This window comes from Streptomyces sp. SID8352, from assembly GCF_009862265.1.
In the GTDB taxonomy this organism is placed as follows: Bacteria; Actinomycetota; Actinomycetes; order Streptomycetales; family Streptomycetaceae; genus Streptomyces.
In genome coordinates, this window is sequence record NZ_WWGX01000089.1 from 17,745 (window position 1) to 40,911 (window position 23,167).

At 70.2% G+C, this 23,167-nt stretch carries 11 protein-coding genes; 7 read left to right on the forward strand and 4 right to left on the reverse strand.

Annotated features, from left to right (window positions below; translation table 11 throughout):
* Positions 1 to 241 precede the first annotated feature (241 nt).
* The 5 genes from GTY84_RS26430 to GTY84_RS26450 all read left to right on the forward strand — a co-directional run bounded on the left by GTY84_RS26430 (position 242) and on the right by GTY84_RS26450 (position 5,809).
* Entirely contained in the window at positions 242 to 1,498 is a 1,257-nt protein-coding gene (locus GTY84_RS26430; RefSeq protein WP_161228901.1) for an MFS transporter, read from the forward strand.
* Positions 1,499 to 2,115: 617 nt separating this feature from the next.
* Positions 2,116 to 3,246 carry an alpha/beta fold hydrolase gene (locus GTY84_RS26435; protein WP_161228902.1) on the forward strand — a complete coding sequence of 377 codons (1,131 nt, stop codon included), beginning with the start codon at positions 2,116 to 2,118 and terminating at the stop codon, positions 3,244 to 3,246.
* 519 nt (positions 3,247 to 3,765) lie between these two features.
* Positions 3,766 to 4,170, forward strand: a complete 405-nt coding sequence (locus GTY84_RS26440) for a hypothetical protein (RefSeq protein WP_161228903.1) — start codon at positions 3,766 to 3,768, stop codon at positions 4,168 to 4,170.
* 410 nt (positions 4,171 to 4,580) lie between these two features.
* A complete protein-coding gene (locus GTY84_RS26445; protein ID WP_161228904.1) occupies positions 4,581 to 5,240 on the forward strand; it encodes a hypothetical protein in 660 nt (219 codons plus the stop codon).
* A gap of 233 nt (positions 5,241 to 5,473) precedes the next feature.
* Positions 5,474 to 5,809: a hypothetical protein gene (locus tag GTY84_RS26450; protein ID WP_161228905.1), complete on the forward strand. Its 336-nt coding sequence runs from the start codon at positions 5,474 to 5,476 to the stop codon at positions 5,807 to 5,809.
* A 479-nt stretch (positions 5,810 to 6,288) separates the two neighbouring features.
* Here GTY84_RS26450 and GTY84_RS26455 read toward each other — a convergent pair whose 3' ends face one another.
* Positions 6,289 to 7,254 (reverse strand): pirin family protein, encoded by a 966-nt coding sequence (locus tag GTY84_RS26455; protein WP_161228906.1) that lies wholly within the window; start codon positions 7,252 to 7,254, stop codon positions 6,289 to 6,291.
* A gap of 259 nt (positions 7,255 to 7,513) precedes the next feature.
* Between GTY84_RS26455 and GTY84_RS26460 the strand changes: the two genes are divergently transcribed.
* Together GTY84_RS26460 and GTY84_RS26465 are read left to right on the forward strand one after the other, a co-directional pair.
* Positions 7,514 to 7,807, forward strand: a complete 294-nt coding sequence (locus GTY84_RS26460; protein ID WP_161228996.1) for a tetratricopeptide repeat protein — start codon at positions 7,514 to 7,516, stop codon at positions 7,805 to 7,807.
* 27 nt (positions 7,808 to 7,834) lie between these two features.
* Positions 7,835 to 8,482 carry a peptide deformylase gene (locus tag GTY84_RS26465; RefSeq protein ID WP_161228907.1) on the forward strand — a complete coding sequence of 216 codons (648 nt, stop codon included), beginning with the start codon at positions 7,835 to 7,837 and terminating at the stop codon, positions 8,480 to 8,482.
* A 491-nt stretch (positions 8,483 to 8,973) separates the two neighbouring features.
* On the opposite strand, the gene GTY84_RS26470 is transcribed toward GTY84_RS26465, so the two are convergent.
* From GTY84_RS26470 to GTY84_RS26480, 3 genes are read right to left on the reverse strand one after another with little or no spacing between them, the layout of a single operon-like run.
* Entirely contained in the window at positions 8,974 to 14,808 is a 5,835-nt protein-coding gene (locus GTY84_RS26470; RefSeq protein ID WP_161228908.1) for a hypothetical protein, read from the reverse strand.
* Positions 14,799 to 17,069 carry a hypothetical protein gene (locus GTY84_RS26475; RefSeq protein WP_161228909.1) on the reverse strand — a complete coding sequence of 757 codons (2,271 nt, stop codon included), beginning with the start codon at positions 17,067 to 17,069 and terminating at the stop codon, positions 14,799 to 14,801. The genes GTY84_RS26470 and GTY84_RS26475 overlap by 10 nt, the downstream gene beginning before the upstream one ends.
* Positions 17,066 to 22,903 carry a DEAD/DEAH box helicase gene (locus GTY84_RS26480; protein WP_202551773.1) on the reverse strand — a complete coding sequence of 1,946 codons (5,838 nt, stop codon included), beginning with the start codon at positions 22,901 to 22,903 and terminating at the stop codon, positions 17,066 to 17,068. Before GTY84_RS26480 ends, GTY84_RS26475 begins: the two co-directional genes overlap by 4 nt.
* Between the last annotated feature and the right edge of the window lie 264 nt (positions 22,904 to 23,167).

Sequence of the window (23,167 nt, forward strand, 5' to 3'; positions counted from 1 at the left end):
CGTCGCCCGCTCACGGGCCGCCCCCGGGACACACTTCCCCGGCGTCGCCCTCCGGTCCGTCCACGGCGGCTCCGCGAGCACCGCCGCCACGGGGACGGCCGGTGGCACCGGCTTCGAGCCGGCCGCGCCGGGCCCCGCGGGGAGCGTCCCGGCGGGCGGTGCCTCCCGGCCGTGAGGAGGAAAGACGTAACGGCTAGGGTGCGCGGGTACGCCGACCGTTCCATCCTGGAGATCCCCGCTCATGGAGCCGCTCCATCCGGCCCCGGTGGTCCGCCGTCACCGCCGGGCCCTGCAACTCTGCTTCGCGATACCCGGGCTGTCGCTGGCCACCTGGGTGACCCGCACCCCCGACGTACGGGACCGGCTGGGGGCGTCCACCGCGGAGATGGGCCTGGTCCTGTTCGGCATGTCGATCGGCTCGATGCTCGGCATCCTGGTGGCGGGCGCGCTGGTGGCACGGTTCGCCACCCGGCCGGTGATCCTGGCCGGCATGGGCCTGGTGCTGGCCGGTGTGGGGACCGCCGCGCTGGGCGCGGCCACGGCCTCGGCCCCGGCGGTGGCCGCGGGGCTGGCGTTCATCGGTGCGGGCATCGGCCTGTCCGAGGTCGCCAGCAACGTCGACGGGGCGGTGGTGGAAGGGGAGTTCGGCCGACCGGTGCTCCCGGCCCTGCACGGTTGCTACAGCCTCGGCACCGTGATCGGCGCCTGCCTCGGCGTGGCCGGAGCGGTCGTCGGCCTGCCGGTGTCCTGGCACCTGACCGCGACGCTGCTGCTGGCGGCCGGGCTGTTCGCCTGCGCGGTGCCGGGCCTCCGCCCCGGTCTGGGCCGCCCGGAGCCGGACCCCGGAGCGCCGCCCGGCGGAGCGGGGCCGGGGGCCGTCGGTTCCCCGGGACACCGGCTGCTCCTGGACCCCCGGCTGCTGATGATCGGCGGCGTGGTGTTCGGCGTGACGCTCGCCGAGGGCGCCGCCACCGACTGGCTGCCGCTGCTGATGGTCGACGGCCACGGCATGCCGACGGGTCTCGGATCGGCGGTCTACGCGGGGTTCGCCGCGACCATGGCGGTGGGCCGCTTCGCCGGCGGCCCCGTGGTCACCCGCTTCGGACGCCCCGCGGTGCTCGGCACGGGTGCGCTGCTGACCGCGGCCGGGATCGCCCTGGTCTCCTTCGTGGACGTCCCCGCCGCCGCGGCCTGCGCCGTGCTGCTGTGGGGGCTCGGCACCTCGCTCGGGTTCCCGCTGGCGCTCTCCGCGGCCGGTGAGTCCGGCCCGGACACCACCGCCCGGATCGCCCTCGCCTCCCGGATCGGCTACGTCGCGCTGCTGGCCGGGCCGCCGCTGCTGGGTTTCCTCGGCGAACACCAGGGGCTGCGCGCCGCGATGCTGCCCGTCATGCTGCTGATGCTGCTCGCGGCCGTACTCTCGCCCGCCACCGCCCGCGGCGGGGCCGCCCGTCGGGGCCGACCGCGGTGGCAACGCCCGGGACTCCGGAACGGCTGACCCATGTCGGCGGCGGCAACGCCACCGGCGGACGTCGCCACTGCCCGCCGGACGCCGATCGATCCGCCGCCCCTGCCGGGCGGGCCGTCCGCACCGCCCTCCTCGAACGCCGACGGTCCCTCCGGAACGCGCGGGGCCGCGGCACCTTCCCGGGCGGGTCCCGCTCCGGAGCGGGGCGGGCCGACCCGTGACGGGCACACGCCGTGGAGCGGGGGGCGCGGCCTCCGCACGAGCGACCGCCCGGAGCGCGACCTCGCTCACGCAGCGTGCTCGCGGGCGGCCGGAGCCCGACGGTGGCCCCTGGACGGCGGGTGCCACCACCGTGCGCCGACGTGGTGCGCGCCCCGGCCGTTCCGACCGGAGGGGACGGCGTGACAGGCCCTCGGCGGCGGGGTGGACGAGGGCGAGCGGCGACGGCGCGCCACGAGCCGTCACACGAGGCGTGGGCAGCCACGGGGCGCGCGCCCGCCTCCGATGGTGTCGCAGCCCCGGTGGGGGCGCCGGGCGACGGGGTGACACAGGCGCGGGCGGGCGCGCTGTGGCGGGGCCCGCACACCTGACCGACCCTGGGCTGAAGGGGACGACCGGCGAGCGGGCCGACAGAAGGAGACCCATTCATGGCCATCACCACCACCGACCACGCGGTCCCTCACACATCGACCGTCCCCGCGAACGCGGGCCAGAAGGTCGAGCTGTTCGTCAGGGAACACGACGGCTCGCCCTCCGGTCCGTCCGCGGACCGCAAGGTCGTCCTCATGCTGCACGGCAGGAGCGTGCCGACACTGGCGGGCTACGACCTCCAGCACACCTCGTACGCATGGGGCGAGGCCCTCGCCCGGGCCGGGTACGACGTCTTCATGATGGACCTGCAGGGCTCCGGCCGGTCGCCGCGGCCCCGGATGGACGATCCCTGCAATGTCAACCCCGCCCAGCAGGCCGCCGTCACTCCCCCGCTGGAGGGGCCGCGACCGCCCAGCTATCCCTTCGTCCTGACCAACTCCCAGAGCGACCAGGACGAGCTCGGCACCGTCGTCGAGTACATCCGCGGCAAGCGCGGCGTCGCGAAGGTCGCCTTCATCGGCTGGTCGGCGGCGGCCTTCGCCATGGGACCCTACGCGATCAGGAATCCGGGGAAGGTGGAGAGCCTGTTCCTCCTCGGCCCGATCTTCCCTCCGAAGGGGCCCTCGAACCCGCCGGTCCTGCCGGTGCCCGGCTTCCCCACTCATGTGCTCACCCACGCGAGCATCGAACAGGCCCTGGCCATGAAGTGCCCGAACCAGCACGAGCCCGGCATGGTCGACGTCGTCTGGAACGCGCTCATGGAGAACGACCCGATCGGCCGCGGCTGGGGGAAGATCCTGCCCTCCGGACAGCCGGCGGGCGTCAGCCGCTTCCGGAACTTCGTGACATGGGGCTGGAACACCACCACCGCGGGGCAGGACAGCGTCCTCGGCGGCAGCGTGCCCGCGCTGATCGTGCACGGCGAGCACGACCAGACGGCCAACACCACACCGCCCAGCGCCAACCCGGCACTCGACTTCCACGTCCCCGCGCTCTACGACGCCATCAAGGGGCCGCACAAGCTCCTCGTCACGGTGAAGTGCGCCGGACATTCGATGCCCTGGGAAACCCAGCACAAGAACCTGCACAACCTGTCGAAGTACTGGCTCAAGCACACCAAGGTCGACGGCAAGACCCAGGGAAGCTTCGTGATGGACGAGAACGGCGACTTCAGCCCGGCACCCTGAACCGGGCCGCCCCGGCCGGGCGCACCACACCGTCGAAGGGTCCCCGGTGGGGTGGGGCCGGGGGAACCGCGCCGCGTCGACCGGCCCGTCGGGAAGCGCGCACGCTGACGGACCAGGCTCCGGCGGTCCTGTCGAGGCCGACCTCACGGCCCTCGGCCGGGCTGCCGCACTGCTCGCCCGGCCGGACAAAGAAGCGGCGAGCCCGAGGGCCGCCCGCGCCCGCTGCTTCACCGAGGCGCTGCGTGCCGACGCGTCAGGAGACCTCGCGGCCTTTCTGACGGGCTGTGCGGCGTTCCTCCCCTCCGGGCCGCAGCGTCTCCCCCGGGCCTTCCGGATCCTGTCCAAGCGGCTGCTGAGGGTGATCGGGTGACCTCCGCCCCCGAATCCCGGGCGGACCCGGGCGGACGGGGCCACGGCGGGAAGGCCCCGAGCCCCCACGCGGACTCCGTGGGCCCCCCGGAGCGGGCCGCACGACAAACCCGCGAGCGCCGAAGGCGGCCCTCTGCCATTCTGCCGATCATGTCCGCACGCAAGCGAAGGCTGCCCCGGCACCGCGCCTGGCCCCTGACCACCACCGACATCGACCGCTGCCTCGGCCCCCTCATGAGCGAGGTCACGGACCTCGGGTTCCTCACGGGGCACGACAGCGGGACCATCGTCCTGGGGGCCGCGTGGATCGCACCGGTGCCGCACAACTACGGCGGAGGAGTCCACCCCGACATGGTGGGGTTCCGCCTGGACGTCCACCCGGTCGACGCCACTGACCGTGCCGCCGTCCGCGCTGTGCTGCTGGCGCGTGCCCTTCCTCAGCTCCACGCGTGGATCACGCGGGCGCTCGCCGCCGACGAGACCTGGCGGCTGACACCCCACCAGCACTACTGGCGGCTCGCGGACGGCCGTCTCACCCACCGCGACGAGGCGTGAACCGGGCCCGGCGACGAGGCGGGTCCTGGCGCCGGCGAGGTCACCCGCGCGGTTTCGACGCGGGGCGCGCCGCCTCGGACGACGGCGATGTCGCCGACGGGTAACGGTTCTGACGGTTCGGTAACGAGGCCGGGCCCCCGCGGTCGGCCCGACTCCGGTCGGACAGGTCCCCGTCGAGCGATACGGCCAGGTGAGCGGGGGTTCGCCCGGTCTGAACCCCGGGGAGCCGTTCCGGCCGGCGCACGGGACACATTCGCCTTCTCGCATGCTGACGGTTACATTCCACTTGCAATGTCGGCCAGCCGGGCATTGGCCGGACAGCACCGCGCCGTGCCCGGCCGCCACCGCCACGACCGCTGCCCCGACGGCGGCACCGGCGGTACCAGTGTCACCAGCAAGTGGGGGAGAACATGCGCAAGGCACGTATCGCGTTCGCGGCCGCCCTGGCCGTCGCCGGACTCGGCCTCACGGCCTGTGGCGGCGACGACGAGGCGGGTCCGGAGAAGGAGACGCCCGCCGTGTCGGCCGAGGCGTCGCCGGAGGCGTCGGCCACGCAGGAGCAGACCGAGGAGCCCGACGGGGACAAGGGCGGGGAGGACGCCCCGGCCGCCGAGGACGGTGACGTCACCAAGCCGGGCACGAAGCTCGGGATCGGCGAGCGGGCCGTCCTTCCGTTCACCTACGGGACGTCGAAGAAGGGCACCATCGCCGTCACCGTCACGGCGATCGAGAAGGGCGCCGAGGCGGACATGGCCAAGTTCGGCGACAAGGCGAAGGGCATGACGCCGTACTTCATCAGGATGAAGGTGGAGAACGTCGGCGGCACCGACCTGTCGTACTCCTCCCTCAAGCTGGACGGCGTGCTGGAGGGCGGCGGCGGCACCGGCGTCATCCTGATCGGCGGCCTCCCGGACAAGTGCGACAGCAAGACCGCGCCCAGGGAGTTCACAACCAAGGGCGCCTCGTTCGAGACCTGCTCGCTGTCCGCCACGAAGACCGCGCCGGTCGCCGCCGCCGAGTTCGACGAGGGCGACGCGTACCGCGACAACCCGGTCGTCTGGAGCAACTGACGGCACCGCCCGCCGCGCGCTCCGCCGACGGCCACTCCGCCCGGCCGTCGGCCCGTGCGGCGGCCGCGGGGGCGGGACCGGTGGGTCCGAGCCGGGCTCCTTGAACGCGCCGTCACCACCGACCGCGGGCCGGGACGCGGCAGGAAGCACGGGGGGAAAACCGCGAAGGCAGGGGGTAGCGTTCCGGCATGTCGTCAGCGCCGCCCCGGTTCCCTCCGCGTCCGCTCCGTGGCGTGCGGGTGCTGCATCAGAGGCAGAACTGCGCACCGCAGTTCGCGGGGATCGAGGTGGATTTCGAGCCCGCGGCCGAGGGTTTCGTCTTCGAGGTGGCGCGGGAACCGGTGGTGGATCACGAAGCCGTCGACCCCCCGGCCCACCTCGTCGCGGCCGCCGCCGCGGGGATCGAGGAGCAGTTGCGCCTGCCCGACCACGGAGTCGTGGTCGCCGCTCGGGTGGTGCTGCGCCGCGCACACGTCGATCCCCTCGGCTCCCACGCACTGGCGTTCAAGGTCGCGGGCCATCTCGCCGCCCGCGAGGCACTGGAACGCGCGGGGTGCCTGCACCGCTGAGTACCGCCCTCCTCAACGAGGCAGCGGGCGCCTCACGCTCGCCCGGGTCGTGAGTGCCACCGAGCGGTGCCGTCCCGGACGGCGGCCACTCCGCATCGCGTGGGACAAGCCTCCGCGGAGTGACGCGGTCCGCGCGCTCGCGCCGCGCGCCGTGGAGTGCCGGAGCGTCCGGAGCGTGGGGAGATGCCCGGGCCGAGCCGCCGGGCCACGGACGCCGGGCCCGACGCCGAAGGGCCGCGGCGGCCCCGCGCCACCCGTCCGCCACCCCCCGTGGCCGCGGACGGCGGGATCCTCTCGCCGTGCGGCCACTCGACGGCCTCGCCGCGACGGCCACCGGACGGGAGACGGACCGTGGCCGTCCCGCGAGCCACCGGACGGGCGGCACCTACCGACGCCTCTCCCGCACCCGGGACAGGCGGGAGGCGAGGCACAACGGGACGTCTCCCGCCCGTCACCGGCCGGTCGATCGTCCTCTGGGGTCAGCGGACCCTGCCCCGCGGCTTCAGCGGCGCCGCGGGCAGTGCGGGGGCCGGGATCGGGGCGCCGTCGTAGCCCTTGACCTCGCCGAAGCGCGTGCCCTCCATCCAGTCCCGGCGGGCCTGCTCGATCTCGTCCTGGGAGCGGCCGATCCAGTTCCAGAACATGATCAGCTCCTCCTCGAACGGCTCGCCGCCCAGCAGCATCACGCTCGCGTCCGACGCGGCGCGCAGGGGGAGTTCGCCGCGTCCGCAGCCGAGGTAGAGCATGGAGCCGGGGAGCACCGGCACGCCGTCGACATGGACCTCGCCGGACATGGAGAGGACGGCGTACTCGAAGTCCGGCAGCAGCGGCAGCCGTGCCTCCGCGCCGTCAACCAGGCTCAGGTCGGCGCCGACCAGCGGGGTGTACGTGGTGCCCGGGGAGGTCGCGCCGTCCAGGTCGCCCAGGAGCAGCGTGGCCGTGACGCCCGGCGCGGTGACCCGGGGCAGCTCGGCGTGGAACTCGAAGTGCGGGTCGGTGTGGCGGTGGGCGTCCGGGAGCGCCACCCAGAGCTGCGCGCCGTGCAGGAGGCGGGCGTGCGGGCGGGGGCTCTCCTCCGAGTGGCTGATCGCCCGGCCGGAGGTCATCAGACCGAGCTGGCGGGGGCGGATGGTCTGGAGGCTGCCGGTGGAGTCGCGGTGCAGCACCTCGCCCTCGTGCAGCCAGCTCACCGTCTGGAGGCCCATGTGGGGATGGGGCGGCACCTGCATCCCGGGCTCGTCCGCGATGTCGTCGGGGCCGTAGTGGTCGACGAAGCACCAGGCGCCGACCATGCGGCGGCCCAGGTTGGGCAGCAGCCGGCGGACCTCGGTGGAAGCGCCGAGCTTGACCCGGCGGGGGCTGAGGAGTTCACGCACCGGTTCCGCCACCACGAAGCCCCGGCCGCCGCAGACGGAGGGGACCGGCTCCCGATCAAGATTGCTCATACCGCCCAACCTAGCCCCGTCCGGTGCGTACCGTCAGTCCGCCCGGGCCGCCGTCGCCGGATCCGGTCACCCGTTCCGGGCGCCGCCGCCCGCCCGCGCTCGCGCGCGGTGCCCCGCCCGGCCCCCACCAGCAGTAGTGGAATTTTCAACCACACCGTTCCGTTGGAGAGGACGAAGGAGGCCACCGGTGAACACGACGTACAACGACGGGGCGTACTACGAGCAGGGGACGGCCGCGGAGCGCTGGGAGCGCGCGCGGATGTTCTTCGACGCCAGGGACTACGCCGCGGCCGCCCGCGTGCTGGGCGGACTGGTCGAGGAGGTGCCGGAGCAGACCGGACCCCGGCTGCTGCTGGCGCGCTCCTACTACCACTCGGCGCAGCTCAGGCGCGCGGAGGCGGAGCTGCGGATCATCGTCGAGCGTGATCCGGTGGAGCACTACGCCCGGCTGATGCTCGGCCGCACCCTCGAACGGCAGGGGCGGCAGTCGGAGGCGGACACACACCTGCGGATCGCCTCCGCGCTCGCGGGTGAGGTCACCGAGCGGTCCTGACCCCCGCCCGCGTGGCATGCTGACGCGATGGGATCTCCGAGTGATCACGTCGCGCCGCTCGCCGAACGGGTCGAGGAACTGCTCGCCGCCGACGGCCCGTTGCCGATCGTCGCGGCCGGCGTGCCGGTGCTCCGGCGCGCCGCCGCGCCCTTCGACGGCCAGCTGGCCCCCGCCCTGCTGGCCCGGTTCGTCGAGGCGCTGCGGGTGACCATGCGCGCGGCGCCCGGCGTGGGCCTGGCGGCGCCCCAGGTGGGGGTGGGGCTCAGGATCGCGGTGATCGAGGACCCGGCACCGGTCCCGGAGGAGGTGCGGACGGCGCGCGGCCGGGTGCCGCAGCCGTTCCGGGTGCTGGTCAATCCGCGGTACGAGGCGGTGGGGACCGCGCGGGCCGCGTTCTACGAGGGCTGTCTGAGCGTGCCGGGCTACCAGGCGGTGGTGGCCCGGCCCGCCGAGGTGCGGCTGACCGGGCAGGACGAGACCGGGCGCGCCGTGGACGAGGTGTTCACGGGCTGGCCCGCCCGGATCGTCCAGCACGAGACGGACCATCTCGACGGCACGCTGTACCTGGACCGCGCCGAGCCGCGCTCGCTCGCCTCCGCTCCGGCGATGGAGCGGCTCTGGACCCAGCCGACCCCCGCCCTGGCCGCGGAGGCGCTCGGCTTCCCCCTTCCCTGAACCCGCGTGCCTCCGCGGATGCCCTCTCAGGCGTCCCGGTAGCCCTCCAGCAGCCGCCGTAAAGGACGCACCATAGTTGCCGATCCGGAGCCATCGCCAAGCCTTGGCCTCAACGCCAATAGCTGAAACATTTCATAAAGAAAAATACTGGGCGATATCTACGTATTTACACGAAGGTTGGGCATGGCTTCCGCCTCATCTCGAGCGCTTCTAACCAGTGCACCAGGAACTAGCGACCGAGCGCGCCCGCTCCGATACGCGTCCTTCGTACGTGACGGGGTGCCCCGGGAACTCCGAATCCCTTCGCCGCGCTCTCTTCACCAAATCTACGGCTCGCCGGAACCGGCTTCGAGGAACGTGCCGTGCCGCCCGAGCCCGGGAACCCGGTCCGGACGGCACAGCTGGCGGACACCAGCACGCCAGCCCGCGTCCCGACTGCTCTGATGTGCACATCAGAGCGAATCAGGCATCGCGATGACCAAACGCCCGCATCAACCGTGCGGTCGAGGCGGCCAGGCCCGATGGACAGTCGGCTCGAGAAGGAAGAGCTGATTCTCGTCCTGGACGAGGACATCGAGCATGCGCAACTCTTCCAGGACCTGGAGGAGTTCCGGATGGTGCTCATCCTGGAAGACCTCCACCAGCTCGTCCCACGGCAGGGGCTCGTTGAGGTCGACCAACCCGGTCACCAGCCAGTGCTTGTCCAGGGAGGTGGTGAGCCCCAGGCTGTCCAGGAACCGGGTGCCGAGCGCCCCGGACTCGACCTCTTGGTGGATGCTCTCGCAGATCATGAGGACGCTGCGGCCCTGACCCGCCTGGGTGAGAGCGACGTCCAAGAGCATCGGCCACCCCCCGGTGGCCTCCATGAGCCGGTTGCGGGCTTCCGTCTGGGTGAAGGGCACCAGCACATCCACCTCGGTGGCCCAGCTGCTGATTCCTTCGGGGGTGACCCGGCGCAAGGGGATCAGGACGTTGTCGGGGTCGAATTCAGCGGCGAGGGCCCGGTGCTCCCCGTCGCAGGCGTCGGCGAGTGCCACGACGGTCCGGGTGACCCCCGAGGGCGGTTGGATGGTGGCCACCTGCCGGAGGCTCGCCCTGGCCTTCTCCACATCGTTGAGGCGGCTGAGCTTCACCACCACGATGCGGTGCAAGGGCCCCGGCTTGCCCGTCCTGAGCAGATCCCTGTAGTGGGACGGCGAGGTGGACAAGACGATGGGGTCCAGCTTGGAAGGGGCCCTGCGCTGCTGGTCCTCCAGGACGGCGATGACAGCGTCCAGGCTGGTGGCGGCGCTTCCGATGACGATCCGCAACTCGTTCCCCGGGGCCGTGAGACGGGCGAGCTGTTGTTCGGTGAGCGGGCTGACGCGGTCGACATCGGCGATAGGCCGCCGTGCCTGGGCCGCGGTCAGCTTGGTCAGCGGCTTGGAGGTGTCGTGATTCTCCAATGCCTCCTCGATGGCGCTCTGGTTTCCCAGGAGACGGAGGACATTGGACGAACGCAGCCTCCAGCCCTGCGGGTCACTGGCAAGGATACCCAGACCGGTCATCTCCTCCAGCAGCGCGCGGAACTCGTCAGGCCCCTGTCCGATGAACCCCTCCGGCCACCAGTCGTGACACGCCTTGCTCAACACCCGAGTGGTGATCCGGCGGTCAACACCATCCAAATGGGCTTCGAATGCCACGACAAGCGCAATGAGCTTGTAGCGGGGGTCGAGTTCGAGGGTCAGGTTAATGGTGTTGCGCGTACGGTCGGTGAGGTCCTGTGATCCGATGACGCGTTCGAGAACGGCGTTGTCAATGTGCCACGGTGGAGTGCCCGGGGCGGGTGGCGTGGCCACCCGGGTGTTGAGGGACGCCCGTACGAGTGCCTGGCCCACGAGCTGGAGCAGCTTCGGATGGTAGTTGCAGTAGGCGAGGATCCGATGGACGAGCTCGTCCGGGATCCGGATTCCCAGCGCTTCGAGGGGCTGCCTGACGAGCCGGAAGGCTGGTGCGGGTGCCAGCGGACCGATGACTACGGGCTTGCCGAAGTGGGCGTCGTAGAGTGGCTGATTGGGCAGCCCGGAGAACCGTTGCACCTGGTGGAGGCCGGCGAAGACGGGCTTGAACCTCCGGTCGGTGGTGCTCATGAGTTCGCGCAGGCGCGTCGTCTGGGGGAAGCTCTCCTGGGCCTCGGCGTCGAAGAAAATGTCGCACTCGTCAAAGAGCACGAGGAGACGCCGGGTGGAATCGTCGTCAAGCCAGCCGGTGATGGCGGCGGTGACGCGCTGTTGTGCTGTACCGCGCCGGGCCTGCTGGGACGGCACGATGTCCTTGCGGTCGAGTTCCCGGCTGATCATGTCCCACAGCTCATCCGTCTTCTGACCGAGGCCCAGGGTGGTGGGCAGCGGAATGTAGAGAGCGACGTGCCCCGGCGTTGTCTCGAAGCGGCGTGCGGCGGCGCGCAGGAGTGCCGACTTGCCGAGCTGCCGTCCTCCGTAGAGCAACTGGGCACCGGTCGTGGAAGTGATGTCGTTGAGCTCCTGCTGACGTCCGTAGAACATCTCGCTGGGGACGGACTCGTTGGCGTCGGGGCGGTACGGGTTAGTGGCGGCGAACGGTGCGAGGACGCGCTCCGTGGTGGTGAACCGGTTGCTGGCCTTGGACGCCAGGTAGGCGAGAGCTGGAGCGTCCAGGCACAGCAAGGGCTTCATGGGCTGCTTTGCCGTCTGCAGGGCGAGTTCACGCCGAGCAGTGGCGGACAGGGTGCCGAGGACGACAACGAGGACGGGCAGCTGACTGGTGTCCTGGTCGGCCCACGCCGTCAGCGTGGTCACATCCGACACATCAGGGGTCAGGAGCACTCTCAGCCGACGACCCGCCTCGGAGCCGAAGGCGGGGAGTCGGCACCCGCCCAGCAGCTGGACATCGGTCAGCTCTATCCACTTGCGGTTGGGGGCGTACGAGCCGACCGAGCGTTCACTGCCATACTCGATGCCCGCGATGCGCAGTGCGCCGCGGAGCAGGTGATTGCTGTTCTTCTGGGTGCGCCAGTTTCTGAGGAGTTGGGCCCAGGACCGGAGGGTCTCGGCGGTGGTGTTCCGCTCGCGGGTACGCAGCTGGGAGAAGTCCAGGCCAGAGTACGCGCCACCGTTCCCGGCAGCCTCGACGAGTTCCGGGGTGATGCCCTCGGCAAGGCTACCGGGCACCGAAGGGAAGAAGTGTTCGAGGTCGTCCTCGGGCGCCGAGGTGGGCGGGTGTTCCCCGGTGAGCGCGGTGAGCAGGTAGTCCTCCGCCGTTGCGAGGTCTCTCACCTCGACAAGCTGCGTGATCTTCTTCATCACATCGTCCGGGACCCCGACCCGCGCGTTGTTGATCTCGCCCCTGGCCCGTTGCATGAGGTCCGCCGTGGCCTGCTCGGCCAGCTCGGGCATGCTCTTGACGATCTCGCCGAGCTGCCGGTGCACGGCGCTGAAGTCATCGCCCGCCAGATCGGCTTCAGCGGCCTCGACCCGGGCGGTGATGTCCGAGCGACCCGGCTCGGGAAGGCGACCTTGCCGAGTAGCGGTCGCCACTTCACTCCGGACCCCGTCGATCGCTTCGCGCGCGTCGGCCAGCGCACGCCCCCGGGCTTGCTCGATGTCGTCCCGAAGGGAGTTGTCGTCCTCACCAGACTCGCCCTCGGCCGCCTCCACCGCGAATCGAGCCGCGGCAAAGTTGCCTGCCGTAGCCTGTCCTCGTGCCGCTTCCGTCCACGAGCGGGCCCTGGCACGCTCGATGTCATCGAACGTCACCATTCGGGAAGGTTTGAGATTCCTTGTCAACGGCAACTCGGGGCAACGCAGCAAATCTGCGTAGAGTGCCTGGTCCGGCGCCGGTTCGGTTCCCGGCAACGTGGCGCCGTCCAGCAGTCGGACCGTGGTCCGGACGCTGTCGAGAACCCTCTCGGCGATCGTCGCGCTGAGCGGATGGGAAGCCGTGTCGGCATGCGCGCGCAGCTCGGTGTAGGCGTCCTCGGCCTGGGACCGGACCTCGTAGCGAAGATTCGTGAGAACGCTGTTCAACACGGGTCCGCGGGCTACGGCGCGGGTGGCCAGGAGCCAGGTGTTGACGATGTCGAGCGACTCCAACGCGTACTCAAGGATGCGGCGCCGCGCGGCACCCTGCAGCACGGAACCCTTGGTCTCGTTGCGGTATCGGGAGTCGATGGCCTTGAGTTCCTTGCCCAGCACGGGCTGGGTGAGCTTGCGCACCTGGGCGGCCACGTGATCGGCGCGATCGCGCCGATCGTCAGCCGCGGCGGTGACCAGCGACCCAATCAGGCCATCGGGCTTCCACCACTCACGAACAATCTTCTCCGCGCGGGGAAAGTGGAGGCTCCGTGGTGCCGCGAGGTGCAGACGGGCGTCCTCCGAGGCACGGCTGACTTCGGCGTCAGCCTCGGTAACGCTTTCCAGGACGTTGAGACCACCGCCCGCCGTGAGCTGGCCGCGCGCGGAGGCGGTGCCCACTGCGCGGCACAGCTGCTGGAAGTGCGCCATTCCCGCACAGGCGTCGGAGAGCGCATTGACCAGCTCGCCGGCGTTGGGGTCAGCGGTAAGGAGAGCCGCTCGCAGGGCAGCCGCGAGCAACAGCATGCGCTCGTCTTGACCGGTCCCGCTCGGGTGGCTGCTTTCCTCGTCGATCCGTTCGCGAACGGCGCTCGCGCACGGCCCGGTCTCAGAACGGACGCAGTGGGCGAGGTGAAGCGTGGCCAGCGCCTGCTGAAGGGGAACACGGCCGTCCGCACGGGCCGCGTGCCCCGCCAACGCGATTTCACCCGAGGAGATCAGATGCTTGATCAGCTCAGTGGCGACGGAGGACTCCGACACACCGGGCTGAGGAGCGGGCGGCACGAAAACAGCCGCCTTTTTGTCGTCCACCACCCGGGACGCGGTCACGGTCGGTAAGGAGGGAGGTGGAACGACCTCTTCGGGATCCGGAGCTGTCACGGTCACGGGCGGCCCGTCGACAACCCTGGCGGTGTCAGTGTCGGGTTTGGGTGCCGGAGTCGCGGGAGGAGGTGCCGCTTGTGAGGATGGTGTGCCGGCCGTCGGCGCCAGGGTGTCATTCGCGGAGGCAGTCGGAGCGGTGACCTTCCCCCGCAGGATCAGCGTGGCGACGCTGCTGATGTCCTGAGACGCTTCTTTGAGCAGGGCGTGAAGGTCATCGACGGCGGAGTCATCGTCGCTGGCGTGGGCATCGGCCAGCTCGACGAGGAGCCGGAGGTGCTCCGTTTCGGTCATGGAAGCGTCGAGCAGACGGGTCGCCTGTTCCCGGACCGCCACCAGGGGTGCGCTGTCCGGAGGACCCTGCAGTCCGGCCACACGCAGCATCACCGCACGGTATCGGGCCCGCTCGGACTGCTCGACCGCGACCGTGTTCGCCGCGGTGGACAGCGCCCGGACGTCGGCCGGGTCCGGTAGCGGGACCACCGAGGCCCGAAGTCTGAGGTCTTCGTGCAATGCCAGCGTGGCCATGCACAGGGCCGCGATCGTGGTGAGGTCGTCCTGGGCGGGCGCTCGCTCCGCATCTATCTGTGTGGCGACGCGAGAGGCAGCGGATCGCGCGGAGGCGAGCAGTTCGTCCAGTTCCTCGGCCCGACGCTTCCAGTCGGCGGGCTCAGGCGTCCGTCCCTCGGCCCACGGTCCAGCCGCAGAGCCGGTGCGGCAGGCGGTCGACGGAGCGGCCTCCATACCGGAAGCACCGTGCGCATGGGGTAGGAGGGGACGCCAGACGCCCTCAAGGGCGGCGCACGCGTCGATGACGTTCTGCACGTCGTCCTTCGGCCACGCCGGCATGGGGAACCGCTGCAGAGCATGGCGCAGGAGAGCCGTGTAGCCGGGTGCGAAGAGGGGAAAGGCGAGGGCCGCCAACATCAGTTCCGGGCGGGACTCGGAGAACGCGGCAACGGCGCCGTCGAGTTTCTGATCGTCGCCGTGTCGCTCGTAGTCGTCGATGGCGCCGGCGAGTGCGGTGAGCGTGGGGTGGGATATCGTGCCCGCGGCGCGCTGCTGCATCTCGGGGTTACGTTTGCGCAGTGTCGTCAGACATTGCTCGGCCGCTCTCGGACTGAGCCTGGCGGAGGGCACTCGCAGGGTCTGCAACATCCCGATGCGGTCACGGCTGCGGACTCGCTGCAACAGCCGGAGCAGGACTGTGGCGTCGAGAGCGTCGAGCACATCCCCCATGGGATTGCCCAGACACTCGATGGCCTGGTCGAGTTCCTGAGCCAAACCGGCAGGAGGATCGGGCAGTCGAAACTTGGCCGCGGTGTTTCGCGTCGCGCTGTTGGGCCTCAAGAGCATCCAGTCAAATCCTCGTGCCAGGAAGGAGGTTGTTCGACGCCGCGGCGGTGGCCGCGGACGAAGGTGTAGCCATTGGGAAGGGTCGTTTCGACTCCGGCTCCGAGCATCTCGACGCGCCACCTCGCATAGCTGCTCCGCGCGTCGGCACTTGGTTGCTGCCCCGGAGGTAGCTTACGGAGTCCGGGGGGCACGTAGTGTGCTTTCACACGACTTCGCATCGCTTGCTGCTCAAGCGTGATCGGCAGCCTTCCTCTCGCGGAGGCTGCGTCCGCAGGCCACCAAGTGAACAAATCCGGTTCACCCGGGACTCCTTCACGTTCCAGTAGCCCCTGGGCTGCTAGGTCCTCACAGCTGTGGATCACCGTCCATAGCAGTGCGGGCGGAACGGGGCCAGGGCCGAACAGCACGGCACTGAGCCGATGCCCCTGTATGGAACGGGTGTCGAACATGCCCGGTGTGCCGTACTGGCGGAGCGCCGCGACGATGAGGGAGCACAGGCTGTCGACCGCCGACGCACAACCCGAACGCGATGCCCTTGGAGGAACGGAGGGCCGCCGTCCGGGCTCAGAGGGGGGCAACCCGAGATGACGCCGCAGCGCCTCCAAGTCGCAGTCCCAGAGGAACGGACCGTCGTCCCCGAATTGGAGCGGCTCTTCCAGCAGGGTCGTGACGGCGTGCACGCGACGTCCGCCGCGCGGAACGGTGACGGTCAGCCTGATGCCGGGGTAGAACGACCAAGGCCAGTCGACACCGGTCAACATCGTTTCCTCAACGGCGGATTCCTGTGGAACTCGCGGGTAGTCCAGATCGCCATCGTGGTGGAGTTCGATGACGGCGGAACCGTCCGCCAGTCCCTCACGGATGGACGCGGGCAACGGAAGCGCGCCCCGGTCGATATCGCGGGGCAGCAGACAGCAAGTGTAGACGGCGAGATGGTCATCGAGGTGTTCGATGACTGGCACGGACTCGCCAGGGCGGATCTCCTCCGTCAAGAGAGGCGCCTCGGTGTCGTCCAGCGGGACGAGAACTTCTCCAACAGACTCTTCCCTGGCTGGGACCCCGCCCGGGGGCAGTGGTACGGCGTGGAAGTATCCAGTGTGTTCACCGTGCCCGATCCCCAGGGCTGTCAGCGGGTCCGCGCCATTGACGTACCAGGGAAGAGGAGGCTGCTGGGCCCGCCAGACTCCCCCCTGCTGCCACAGGTCGTCGACGCGTAGATCGATTTGTCCCTTCGGCTCGGTCACCTGCCCCGCGATCGCGAGGTTGAGGGTCGCGAGGGAAGCCAGCGCGGTCGGCCCCTCGGTGAGGTACCGCGCTCCGGCCGCGTCGCAAGCGGCACGCAGCAGAGGCCAGACCGCGGTGTAGCACGGCGCACCGTTGCGGGGGCGGCGCACCCGGTGCACGACTTCGTCGATCACCGGGCCGGGCAGACTGCCCGTGCTGCATCCGGCGACAGCATACGGCCCCCACAGCCTCGAGTCGGGCATCCGGCGGAGCAGATCGGCGACCGTGCCGAAGCTCGCGGTCAGCGCGCGGGCCAGTAGGTCGGCGTCGTGGGGGTCGTCCAGGAGCCCGCCGAGTGGACCGGTGGCCAGCAGCGGGCGGGCATCGGTGAGCAGATACCTCTGGTAGTAGGCCACGTCTTCGAGGAGCGCAAGGTCCTGTGCCGGATACAAACCCGTCGAAGCGACGTGACCACGCTCGTCCAGGAGTCCGGACCGGTGCAGTCTGGCGATCTCCTTGACCTCGACCGGGGAGGGCGGGCCGAAGGCCGTGATGTCCACGACCAATGCTTCCTCACGACCCCAGACGCCGTCCGGACGGAGGGAGCCGGCGCGATCGCCCGAACGGGCGGCGGGGAGCCAGCCGTCGTCATCGCACTCCGAGGAGAGACCAAACTTGCCCACGGCCTCCGCCCATAGCCAGCGTGTGCCGCGTTCGATGCGGAGGAACGCACCAGTCGGCACGGCGGGCCGGGCCCCGTCCCGAGCGGGGCGGACCACATGGAAGTGCTGCGGATCCAACAGCGCCGAATGGTAGGCACCGAGGGCGACGTCAAAGCCGAAGTGCAACGCGTTCCAGGCGCAGGCGAGGTGCAGCACCCCACCACGCGCCATCATCACCTGTCTGAGATACCGGTCGGTGCGGAGCACGTCCGCAGCGTCCATCCGGTCCACGCCTAGCAGCATTTCCGGCAGGAACAGTGGCTCGTCGTCGAAAGGTACCCAAGCGGGTGGTTCTGTAGGCGGCGGCACGCTCACGCCTCCCTCCGAGGACGTTCGACGTAGCGGCGCAACCGCCAGAGGATCCCGTCCTCAGTGGACAGCGCTCGGGCGTCCGCGTCGAGGCGCCGTAGAGCCGCGGTCACGTCGGTGGATCTGATTCCGGGATCCACGCCACGCAACCGGTGGTACAACAAGCGCGGCCACAGCGGTCTGCGGATGCCGTCCCGGCGGGACAAGTAAGTCTCCTCCCCGCGCAGCACCTTGCAGATCATCGTCGGGGCCAGCCCTCGGTAGTTGTCCCAGAGCAGGGCGTAGACCCACTGGTCGACCGCACGGCGGTAGAGCTCGCTGTCGCGGTGCACCGTCGGCCGTGGCCGCGGGGTGTTCAGCGCACGCAGCAGCCGAGGGGAAGTCTCGGCTGAGACGTCGGTCGCCCAGCACGTGGAGCAACGGGTCGCAGGGGTCGCGCACACATGTTCGACCCTGCCGGACGGAACGCCAGTGAAATAGGTGCCGAATGCCCCGGTCGCGCAGTCAGCGGCGTCATACCAATCACGCAAGTCTGCCAGGTCCTGGCGTGCTCGTTCCCGGGCGACGCGCATACGGACGTCGAAGACGTCCGGCAAGGGAGTTCCCTCGGTCACCCGCACCGCGGTCAGAGCGCGCCGATTCCCGGCCTGCGAGACATCGACCGTGCCCAGATCGTGCAAGGCTGCCAGTGTGGTCCACGCCGCAGCCGGGTCGGGAACCACGGCATTACTGTTCCGGAGAAGCGTGTAGATATCCACCATCTGATGCGCTCCGGGGCGTCGCTCGGCGAGCGCGGTGACAACAGTCGCGGCCGGTTGCCACTCGGGGCCGACGGACGGTCTGGCACCGGGAATCGGTGTGATCCGCACCTGCTCCGGGAAATCACCCAGGTCGGTCAGTGCGTCCAAGGAGGCCAGGACGGCCAGCGCGCGCACCACGGAGGTGCGGTACGTGTCCCAAACAGCGGCCTGTCGTGACTGTTGGCCGGAGAGCATCCCTTCCTGAAGATCGGCGGCCATGCAGTCGGCCGCGATCCGCTCGGCGTCGAGGACACCGGACGCACCCGCCCTCAGTACAGAGCGGCCCAGTCTGCGCAGCACATCACGGGAAGGGCCCTGCGCCGCCAACCAGGCCACGGTTCTCAGACCACGGCCCGTGCCGAGCGCCAAGCCCGCCGAGGGAGCGTCGACCTCGTGCTGTTCCCGCCCGGCCTGGTCCCGGCCAGCGCGTCCGAGCTGCTGGTAGAGGGCCGACAGATCCGTGGGCGGTGAGACCACAAACACGCAGCGGATATCCCGACGGTTCACCCCGAGACCGAACGCGCTGGTCGCGACGATCAGCAACGGCGCAAAGCCTTCCTCGCCCCGGCCCGGTGCCTCCCTGAACTCCATGAGCACCGCAGCCTTCTCCACCTCTGACAACCGTCCGTGGAAGCGCCGTACGCGTTGGCTTCCCTGCACGGCGAACTCACGCAGATGGGCGTAGAGCGCCTCGACCTCCTTCACTGTCAGGCAGTAGAAGATCGCGTGGTCCTCGCACGCCTCGGCGACGCGCTCGGCGAGACCGGCGATCGCCTGGGGACCACCCGCCCGCATGGCCCTTCGGTAGACCGCAAGTTCAGGCCGGAGCGGCGACGCCTGTACCGTAACCAGGGCCTCGCCGTCCGCCGCGGTGGCCTCCAGACCGAACAGCCCCTGCCTCAGTCCCTCCCGCACTTCCCTGTTCGCCGTCGCGGTCACCGCCGTCACTCTCACCCCGAACCGCTCCCTCAGCTCCCCCAGCAACAGCTCCGCCCGGCGGAAACTGGGCCGGAAGTCATCACCCCACTGGACGAACGTGTGGGCCTCGTCCACCGCGATCCGCTCCAGCACACCGGTGCGGGCGGCTTCCCGCAGGAGATCCGCGAAACGGCGGTCCATGAGCCGTTCCGGGGAGACGTACACCAGTTTGATGCCGTGCTGACGCGTTCCGCGGAGCTGCTCGGCGACCTCGGTTTTGCCACCACGGCTGTTGGACTCCGCCATGGGCCCGACCAGCGCCCGCACAGCGCCCCCGACCGCTGACGAAAGCTCCAGTGCCTGATCAGCCATCAACGCCACCAGCGGCGAGACCACCACGGTCACCCCCGGGAGCACCAGGGCCGGTAGTTGGAAGGTGTACGACTTCCCGAACCCCGTGGGCAGTAGAGCGAGCACGTCCTGGTCACCGCCCACCGCACGCACCACGGCCCGTTGCTCGGGTTTCAGGGCCAGCGGACCATCAGAGAAGCGCAGATGTCCGGCGATCACTTCGCACCGCTCGACCAGCAGCGCCGCTAGCGTTCCGGCCTCGCGAGCCCTGGAGACCTCCTGGGCACTGAGTCCGGCCTGGCGGATCTTGCGTGTGGCGGGCAGCACTGTGTGCTCCTCCAGCGCCTCCGGTGTGCACAACTCACGAGCGCGCGTCCCGGCAAGACGGCCCTGCTCGGCGAGGAACCGCCAGATGATCTCCCAACCCTCTGCCATAGTGACGACGTTCCCGCCCGCAGCCTCATCGGTGAGCGGGTCCTTCCTGAGCAGCCCCGGATCCAGCGACTCCAGGAAGACCTTGCGGTAGGCCCGGCGCAGCGTGGTCGTACCGGCGAGCTTGCGGTCACTGATGATCACAACGCCCCGGTGGTCAGTCGAGCGCAGCAGCCGTCCCACTGCTTGACGCAGGTCCATCGCCGCCAACGGCAGGTAGTACTCAAGCGTTGCCACGGTCTCGGGATCAGCCGCCCCTGCCGCTCTCGCCCGCTCCGCGGCCGCTGCGCGGCGGGCTGCGATGACCGGGTCCATGAAGGGGGCAAACGGCAGTTTGTTGATCCACACCATGCCCAGTCGACGGGCGGGGAAGTCGACACCCTGCCACATACCGCGCGTGGCGACGCAGAAGCCCCCGGCATCACGGAACTCCCTCGCCGCACGCGCGTTGCCCAGCAGTGGGGCCACAGCCACTGGCAGCACTCTCCCGTCCGTGGCAAGCCGCTCCAGCAGCTTCTCCGAGACGGCCTCCGCGGCCGCCGTGGAGGTCGTCAGGGTCAGCGCGCCGTACTCGAAGGCGCCGTGTCGTTCCCGGACGGCTTCCCGCGCGTATCCCGCCAACTGGTGTGCGACCGTACGACAGGCTGCCTGTGGGTGCTCGGCCCAGCTGGGGAAGTCCGCGAAGCACAGCAGACGGGCCTGCCGGGAAGCGTCGAACGGGCTGGAAAGCGCGTGCGCGTCCACTTCGCCGCCCAGCCCCAGACGCTGCCGCATGAAGGTCCACGCCCCCGCCACCTGGAGTGTCGCCGATACGTAGAAAATCCGACCGAAACCCTTGCGAACCCGGTGCCACTGCGGATCGGCACTCAGTTCGATCGGCGCTGAGGAGACCGAGAAGGGATAGCGGCGTGCCGCTACCGCAGCGGTCACGTCCCCGCCTTCGCTGGCGAAAACCACCCGGTTCGGCAAGCCCGTTTCCGCGGTCAACCCGGGCAGGGCTTGTGGCGGCGGTCCGTCCGCCGCATCCGGTGCGCTCTCGGGCGGTTCCTCGTAGCCTTCCGGTTCGTCGCTGTCATCGGCGCCCGCTTCATCCGCCGCGTCCACGGTGTCCATAGGCTCCGGGGCAGCTCCCAGTACCTCCCGGGCATCCGCCACTACTGTCGTGGCCTCCTGGCCCAGCAGTCCCATACGCGAAGTGAGCAGAGCGATTCGTTCGCGTTCCCACCACGGGGCCTGCCGTACCTCCGGTAATCCCGTCAGCCGTGCCAACTCCCGACCGGCCGCCTGCGCCCAGCCGCCCAGCTGCTCAAGACGCCCCAGCAGCTGGCGTGCACCGGCCACCACGGCCAGTCCCCCGTGGGGGCTCGCCAAGGTCGCCTCCCGGCGTCCCGGCTCTCCTCCCACCGCGTCGAACACCCCTTGCGCCGCCCGGGGCATCGCCTCGGTCTCCAGCAACCGCTGTCCCTCTCCCAGCAGCCTGGACAACTCCGAAAGATCGGCACGCCGAAAGTCCCGAGCCCATCGTTCCATGTCCGCGAATAAGTTCTCCACCACGCGGATGTCTACCTGTGCCATCGACGCCATGGTCACCGCCTGTTCCAGCGCGTGCGCCTCATCGGCCACCAACAGGGTCGACCGGTCGAAGGCTGCGCACTGCGTCTGGAGCAGGGCGTGGTTCGCGATCACCAGTCTGTGCCCCGCGACGGACTCGCCCACGGAGTCCGTCCACAGCGCGAGCGGTGAGTCCGAACCACGGCGGTAGTCCTCCGTCTCCTGGCTCACGCTCGCCAGCCATAGCGGAAGTACCGCGCCGGACGACGCCTGTGCGTACTCGGCCACGAAAGCAGGCAGATCCTGTGCGTCCACGCTGCGCGCCGACCACGTCTGCGCGCGCCCCCGGGCCGTCACCAACCTGCGTACAAACCAGATCAGGACCTCGCGGAAGACCACGTCATCGACGAAGCGGGTCCGCCGGGCCCGGCCTCCACCCGCCGCTGCGGCCGCGTCCACCAACCCGGCCACCAGAGACCGCAACGACACACGGTTGCGCTGGCCCTTCACCACATCGGCCAATGACTCCAGACCCGGCGTCACCCGGGCCAGCGCGACCACGTCCCCCGCCAGTTGTCCCTGCAGCTGACGGGTGAACGTGGAGACGACCACCCGCCGGCCGGGGTCGGCCGTGAGCCAGTCCAAAGCCACCGCGAGCACCGCCAGGCTCTTGCCGGTACCCGTGGGAGCCTCACACAACCCGTCCCGACCGGCATCGATCCGATCGCCGAGCCAGCGTGCCATCTCCTGCTGCGCCGGACGCCGCTCCACTTCCCCACCCCCGGCGACGGCCAACGCGAGCCGATACGGATCCGTCCGCCCATCAGGGCCCAGCAGATGGTCCGGAAGGGCGAGCGCGGCCAGTCCCGGCTTTTCTCCGTCCAGCGGGCGAACCGGTTCTCCCCATTCACGCAGCTCTTCCGCCAGCAGCTCCGCGACGCTCTCGTCGTCGACGAGTCCACCCGGTTTCCGGTCCGCCAAGGACGCCACCAAGGACCACGCGGCGGATCCTGCTCCCACGGACGTCACCAGTCGCCACCAGGGATCGGACCAGCCGCCCGCCTCCTCCGCCACCGCCTTCACCACCAGTGCGGTCACCCGGGCGTCAACCAGGGCGTCATGCAGCGAGTCGGTCCGCACCCCCACTCCCACGGACGAGGCCACGTCTCCCAGCCGGTAGGATTCCAACCACGGCCACACAGCCTGCGTCAGGTACAAAGCGTCCATCCGCTGGACCCCGTCGACAACAGGGACCCTCGCCCGCGAGCACTCTTCGTCCAGCCACTTGAAGTCCGCGACCGTCCCGTTGAACGCCACCAGCATGTCCGCGTCTCCGAACCACTCCCGGAATTCGCCCAAGACATCCGCTACAGAACGGGCTTGACGCCTGTACTGCGCCAAGGAGTTCTTCCCACGGATGAGTGTCTCCCACTCCAGATCCGGGAGCCGTAGCCAGCTATCGAACTCTGGCGCTTCAGTCACCCATCCTTCATCAGCGGACAGCCGTGCTGCACCGATCTGGTAGATCCGCCTTTCCCCACCCGGATGCCGAGCGCTGACACGAACTGCGGCCTCGACGTCGAAGACCACCGCCCGCAGCGGCCCCGGTCGGCGCTGGTCTCCTTCTTCCAGGCCGCCCGGTTCGACCTCCCCGCACGCCTCAACCATCCCCTGGCGCGTCCTCACGACTCCCAGATGCTCAGCCTTGCGGACCAACCGCATCAGACGTTGTGGACTCGCCCCGGGCCAGAACTCGCGGACAGCCCGCAACAGGGCCTCCGAGTCCATGGCACCACGTTCCCGCAACAACTCAGCCAACCGGTGGACCAACTCATCCAACACCCGGAGCCCCCTAGCACTTGCCGAGCGTCAAGTCGATCATATTTGTGTCGAGTCGACCATCGATTCGCGGAGATCCTCCCCCATCTGGTTAGGACAACCGCCCCCTCTCGGTAGCCGGATAGGCACCACGGGGTCGGGGCCAGGCGTTCTTCCCGTGGGACAGATCCCAGGACGACGGGCACGACCGGTGCAAGAGCGGCAACGGGACCC

What these genes read in the sequence shown, in the direction of transcription:
- GTY84_RS26435 (WP_161228902.1), top strand. Translation starts at nt 2,116, where the DNA reads ATGGCCATCACCACCACCGACCACGCGGTCCCTCACACATCGACCGTC.
- GTY84_RS26480 (WP_202551773.1), bottom strand. Translation starts at nt 22,903, where the DNA reads ATGGACTCGGAGGCCCTGTTGCGGGCTGTCCGCGAGTTCTGGCCCGGG.
- GTY84_RS26445 (WP_161228904.1), top strand. Translation starts at nt 4,581, where the DNA reads ATGCGCAAGGCACGTATCGCGTTCGCGGCCGCCCTGGCCGTCGCCGGA.
- GTY84_RS26460 (WP_161228996.1), top strand. Translation starts at nt 7,514, where the DNA reads ATGTTCTTCGACGCCAGGGACTACGCCGCGGCCGCCCGCGTGCTGGGC.
- GTY84_RS26465 (WP_161228907.1), top strand. Translation starts at nt 7,835, where the DNA reads ATGGGATCTCCGAGTGATCACGTCGCGCCGCTCGCCGAACGGGTCGAG.
- GTY84_RS26430 (WP_161228901.1), top strand. Translation starts at nt 242, where the DNA reads ATGGAGCCGCTCCATCCGGCCCCGGTGGTCCGCCGTCACCGCCGGGCC.
- GTY84_RS26455 (WP_161228906.1), bottom strand. Translation starts at nt 7,254, where the DNA reads ATGAGCAATCTTGATCGGGAGCCGGTCCCCTCCGTCTGCGGCGGCCGG.
- GTY84_RS26470 (WP_161228908.1), bottom strand. Translation starts at nt 14,808, where the DNA reads ATGCTCTTGAGGCCCAACAGCGCGACGCGAAACACCGCGGCCAAGTTT.
- GTY84_RS26440 (WP_161228903.1), top strand. Translation starts at nt 3,766, where the DNA reads ATGTCCGCACGCAAGCGAAGGCTGCCCCGGCACCGCGCCTGGCCCCTG.